The organism is Citrobacter sp. Cpo074 (assembly GCF_030332745.1).
Lineage (GTDB): Bacteria > Pseudomonadota > Gammaproteobacteria > Enterobacterales > Enterobacteriaceae > Citrobacter > Citrobacter portucalensis.
On the sequence record NZ_JAOWHG010000035.1, the window covers coordinates 54935 to 60744 of the forward strand.

A 5810-nucleotide genomic window follows, 5' to 3' on the forward strand; every position below is an offset into this window, starting at 1 on the left:
CGGGTTGCCTAAAAACGCCGGCATCCTCGGGTCTGCGCTCAGGACCTCAAGATGGACAAACCACTCGCGCTCAGCCTGAGTGCTCTCCCTGCCGGGGTATTCCTCACATCCCATAAAACCGACAGGCGTTCCGGCACTGACCTTCCATTCAGCCGTGTCTTCCACCGTCTGTACCGAGTCAAAAAGCAGCCAAGTTCCGTATGCTTCTGCGTCAATAAGCTGCATTATCTCATCCATGGGACGAAACTCTTTTCCGTCTTCATCCCTGATGGGGTAACGGATTTTCATGCTGTATCCTTATCGGGAAAATATTCTCTGAATTTGTGGCGGTACCAAGCCCTGCAAGGGACTATTAAACGTGTCCTGGACGCTTTTTCGTGGCAGCTCAGCTTCCTCTACGCCGGAAACATCATCACTTTTCCGCTCGTACTCTTCGTGGAAGATTTTCTCTTAGTACTGGGTATCGTCCATAATCATTAATTCCACTCCTGATGTTAATTTGTTGAATGAATCGGTTGTTCTCTCACCATCCATAAACACTTACATGCCTTCAAATTAAATATTCACGCCAAATATTTCCAGAAATTTATGAATCCCATTAAAAACCATAATTTTTGAGAATGTAAGCTTTTATGGCTCTAGCATTTGTGTATTCAAATGGTTTTTTTTCCGAGTTATAACCGGATAAATTAGAATCTTCATTCAATATTTTATTAGCATGAACAATGCCATTTTCATCATATATATAAGCATATGTTTTATAATAACCACCTTCTCCCATTACATCCCCCCAAGATATTAAACTAATGACATTCATTTCAGATTTTATTTTCATAAAAAAAACTGTCCGAACAACAGGAGCCTTATCATTATTATTTTTAATTAAATCAACGATACTCTCACCATTAACATCAGTACGTACAAGCTTTAAAAAATCGCCTCTAATATATTTAATCGTAATATTACCAGCACCTTTTAGATAAAATGGCCCCTGTTCAATAGACTCAAAATCCACAATATAGTCTTTATTAGTTAAAGAGTCTTTTTTTATCCCCCCTCCCATATGATTACATACTGAGGCATTCAGATTAATAGGATCAATCCACTTATTCTCTATGCGACTATATGATTTAGCAAACAATATATTTAGTTGACTATCTAGTGCATATATATTATCAAATATTAACACTCCATCTTTCGTGGCTGAGTCCATACCTAATCTAACGCCAATAGCTTTGCCCCAACCACAAGAAAAATTATAATATTGCCTTACAGCAACATTATTAGCGTTGCCTTCCAGAGCTATGTCAACATCCCTGATTTTATGATCATCTTCTATATGCAATGTGAAATAGATGACACCATCAAGACTATCTGAAGGAGTTACTTTAAAATCCATTGAATATGAACAGTCACTATAAACTAATAATGTTAACATTATTAGTTTATAGTATTTCATCAAAAACGCCATCCTGAATAAACCTCACTAAATTATTATATCTATCAGCATAATGATTATCATAAAGATTAACAATCTGGGTTATCGAATCTGATACATCTCGACTAATACCATTATCAGCTCTACTATATAAACTATTATGATCCCAAAAATATAAAGCAGACCTTGCTGCGTATATTGTTTCCAGCAAAAGATCAGGATTTAATTCAAAATCAATATGTTCCCCCCAAACCTTCTCATGATAAACTGTAAAAGATCTGTAGTTATTCCTAAATGTCAATTGTTTCATCCCTCTTCCACGATAACGCCATCCATCCCCACTATCTATATCATTGTTTCCCTCTCGCCCACCATATGCCCTATTTGCAATATTTTGTTTATTTGCTGCTTGCCTTCCGGGAATATATCCATCTACTTGTGCATTCTGAGAATGGTTACGGTAGTATGAAAACTTATCTATCAAGACTTGTGGTCTATAATTAAACCCTTCATTTAAATTAAAAGATGGCCCCACTTCTTGATATATTTGAGCAAAGAAATGATACAACCTATTCTTGGTATTAAGACTGCATTCCTCAAATTTATTCGAAAACTCTTCGGCTACCACATCAAGGACAGAATCAGAAACATTTCCTGGATTAGCCCAAATTCTCCTGAGCATCTGTCGTGTTATTTTTGATTTACCTTTTATCGCCTCCAGAAACACAATCGGATGAAAATGCCACACTGGCTCATCAGTATTAAAGGGCGACACTCCGCTCATCCACTCCAGATCTGTCTGCCACTTCTCACAGTACGCCACCTCATCTGTGTCCAGATCCTTGTAGAACCCTTCCCATCGCCCCGTCGAGCGCCCCCCGTACCACTCGCTGTGATGTTTTATCACCAGCCGGTTCACCACATGCCTCACCAGCGGGTCACGTACGACCAGCGCCTGCCTGATTTCCTCTTCTGTCACTTTCCCGTCATGGTTGCTGTCCATTTCCGCCATCAGCTCACGGTAAAAGGGCGGCACCTGTTCGTACCATTCATCTCCCTGCTCTGCTGCACGACTGACTGAATCAAAGGCTTCCGGCACCCACCCTTCATACGGGCTTCTTACCATATCACCACCGCTGTTTTCCACCAGGGGCTGAAAACCCAGCTGCAGCAAATCGTACTGCCCGGCCTCTGCCACATCCTTCTCCGGCAGCCAGCCGCTTCCGGTGATGTTAAACCACCACTGCGTCGACTCATCCGTGACCGGCGTTGTGGCTTCCCGCGGAAGGATGCACTGAGCGCCCAGCGTCGCTGACGTGGCGGTAAATGTCTCCTGCCCTGCTGTCGTCTGGCGGGTGTATAATAATCTTCCTTTTGGTGCCAGAACCGTCCGCTTTTCCCCCTTCACCCCTTCCGGGTTGCCTAAAAACGCCGGCATCCTCGGGTCTGCGCTCAGGACCTCAAGATGGACAAACCACTCGCGCTCAGCCTGAGCGCTCTCCCTGCCGGGGTATTCCTCACATCCCATAAAACCGACAGGCGTTCCGGCACTGACCTTCCATTCAGCCGTTTCTTCCACCGTCTGTACCGAGTCAAAAACGCTCCGTTCCTTTGCCTTCTGCATCCATGCGGGCATCAGTGCCTGTATTTCGCCATCCGGCTCCATCAGCGTCGGGTCCAGCGTCACCCAGTACTGCTTCTCTTCCATTTTTCCGTCTTTCACCACACGAACCAGACCGAACGTCGTCAGGGTTGCCTCACCGCTTCTTTTTGTCACATAAAAACGCCCGGTACGCGATGACACAAAGCGAGCTTTCTCGCTGAGACTGCGCCCGGCACTCTCCGGGGCCTTGTACTGCTGAGCATCCCCTTCCCCCTGACCGTCCGGAAGACCGTTTTCCCCTTCGGTGTATTTACGCAGTAGTATCCCGCTGTGACCGTCCCTGACTTTATAGCAGCAGGAGGCCGGATAATCTTTCACCGGCGCCAGATGCATATACAGACTGTAAAATTCCAGCCAGCTTTTTTCATTTTTCGGGTCTGGCTGACACTGCGATTTCACCAGAACAAACGTACTGCTGTAATGGAGTTCCTGCCCTTTATAAGGGCCTTTCAGATAGTCATTGTTGATCCGGTACGCCACGATGGTGCCATCAGCCATAAACTGGGGAGGCACCGGATTTCCGGTGCTGAGCGTATCCGGAGTGAGGGCAGAGCGCGGATTAGACACCTCACTGATATGGACTGCGCCGTGCCACAGTCCGTTTCCTCCCAGTAACCAGGTGCCGTGTGGTTCTGCGTCAACAAGCTGCATTATCTCATCCAGGGAACGAAACTCTTTTCCGTCTTTATCCCTGATGGGGTAACTGATTTTCATGTTATGTCCTTATCGGGAAAATATTCTCTGAATTTGTGGTGGTACCAGGTCCTGCGGGGGTTGATTAAACGTGTCCTGGACGTTTTTCCGTGGCGGCTCTGTATCTTCCGTATCCCCTGCATCGCAAATACCATCACTTTTATCTGGCAAGGCTTTCAGAACGGCTGGTTGTTGTGTCTGAACCGGCGTTCCCGGACTCCCCCCGCTGTTGAGATTGATTTTCGGCCCCATAATGTCCACCCCACCCGCATGGATAACCACAAACGAACAACCCACCTTCAGGGTGATGCTGCCACTACTCTCCAGCACGATAGCTTCCCGGACCTTTATCCCCAGCGCCCCCGCCACCTTCCGCGCCAGGTCGCCTTTCACTTCCAGACTGTGGCTGCCTTTCACCAGGCTGATATGGTCTCCGGTGGTGGTGTGCTCCTGTTTCCCTTCCACCGTCACTTTCCGGTCATTCGCCACATACAGCCCGTCGTCATGGCTGATGCTCACCATCCGGTCGTTCTTCACCTTCAGCGTCTGGTCATTGCGTACCGTGATGCGCCGGTCATGCGCCACGGTGAGGGTCTGGTCGTGTCCTCCGGCATTCTCCTTACCCACGGTGACCGTCTGCCCGAGTCCCACGGCAATAATCTGGTTATTGCCGATAGTTTCCGTGTGGTCCACCTTCACATCGGTGGTGCGGTTGTTCAGGACTTCCGTATCCATGTTCTTCTGCGCATGGATATACACCTGCTCCTGGCCCGTCGCATCCTCAAAGCGCAGTTCATTAAAGCCGCTGCCCTGATAGGTTTTTGAACGGATGGCCATCTGTGTTTTGGTGCCCGGCAGGCTGCCCGGTGAGCGGTTATCCTGGTGGTAGGTGCGTCCCATGATAATGGGCTGGTCCGGGTCTCCGTTGAGGAAGTCGACTATCACTTCCTGGCCCACGCGCGGGATGGCGAGGTTGCCAAATCCGGCTCCGGCCCATGCCTGCGACACCCGAATCCAGCAGGAGCTGTCTTCGTTCCCCGGACAATAGCGGTCCCAGTGAAAACGCACCCGCACGCGGCCATGCTCGTCGCAGAAGATTTCCTCACCTGCCGGGCCGGTGACAATGGCACTCTGTGGGCCGTCAACGGCGGGTTTGGGCAGGGGGGAAGCTCGCCAAGTCCGGTCAGCCGGGATGACGTCCAGGCTGTTACTGAGCTTGGTGCCTTCACCCTGGTGGCCATGCTGCGCCTGTGGCTGCTTTCCTTTCAGCACACTGCCGGTGACCTGCCACTCCCGGTTCAGCGTTAATGAAGGGTGGCCGGTGAGGGTGAAACGTTTTCCGGGCCACAGTTTCGGGGAGTTACTCTCGCAGGCAGCGGTTTCAGCATCCTGCCGGTGGCCTTCTGCCTGGTAGCGGGCAAAGTCCTGACCGTGCTGCTCGTCCTTGAAGCGTCCCGGCCAGTCGAAGATTTCATACTGGGTGCGCTGACCGTTCAGGTTCGGGGCGTGATGGCTGAAGTAAGCCGGCCAGCCAGGAGCTTTGAAGGTGTAATCCTGGTTTTCCACCGAGGAAGGGCGTACCTGCGCCCGGTAACGAAACTCGCTGATGCATTCCGTGGCGACTTCGCGGGTATTCGGGTTAAAGGACATCTCACCCAGCGTGGAGACCCCGGCCACGTCATCACAGAGCACCAGTTTCTGGTCGGGGCTGGTCGGGTGGAACCAGTCAAAGAAGAAAATGCCCTCTTCAGCCCACAGTCGGATGAGAAAGCCGAGGTCGGTTTCACCGTACTGAACGCAGAACTCCCGCGCCGGGTGGGATTCATAAAAGGAGGGCACCCAGTCGGTGACGCCGTTTTCAGTCAGCAGGGTGGTGGAAATGGCCAGGATATCCTGCTGCTGAAAGATACGGAAGTTCTGTCGCAGGCCACAGCGCCAGAGCGGAGGCGAAATAGTCAGGCTGTAGTTCATCTGCCAGCCGTTGTTTTCCCCGGTTTCCATCCCGGTGATGATGCC

At 49.6% G+C, this 5810-nt stretch carries 3 protein-coding genes and 1 pseudogene; all 4 read right to left on the reverse strand.

Annotated elements, in window-relative coordinates; genetic code table 11:
• Window positions 1-288, reverse strand: a pseudogene (locus tag OGX83_RS21415) (hypothetical protein); the annotation flags it as partial.
• Between the two features lie 310 nt (window positions 289-598).
• Window positions 599-1459, reverse strand: a complete 861-nt coding sequence (locus OGX83_RS21420) for a hypothetical protein (protein WP_286589115.1) — start codon at window positions 1457-1459, stop codon at window positions 599-601.
• Window positions 1446-3815, reverse strand: a complete 2370-nt coding sequence (locus tag OGX83_RS21425; RefSeq protein ID WP_286589117.1) for a chitinase — start codon at window positions 3813-3815, stop codon at window positions 1446-1448. Before OGX83_RS21425 ends, OGX83_RS21420 begins: the two co-directional genes overlap by 14 nt.
• A 9-nt stretch (window positions 3816-3824) precedes the next feature.
• On the reverse strand, window positions 3825-5810 hold a 1986-nt coding region (gene tssI / locus OGX83_RS21430), incomplete at its 5' end, for a type VI secretion system tip protein TssI/VgrG (protein ID WP_286589119.1).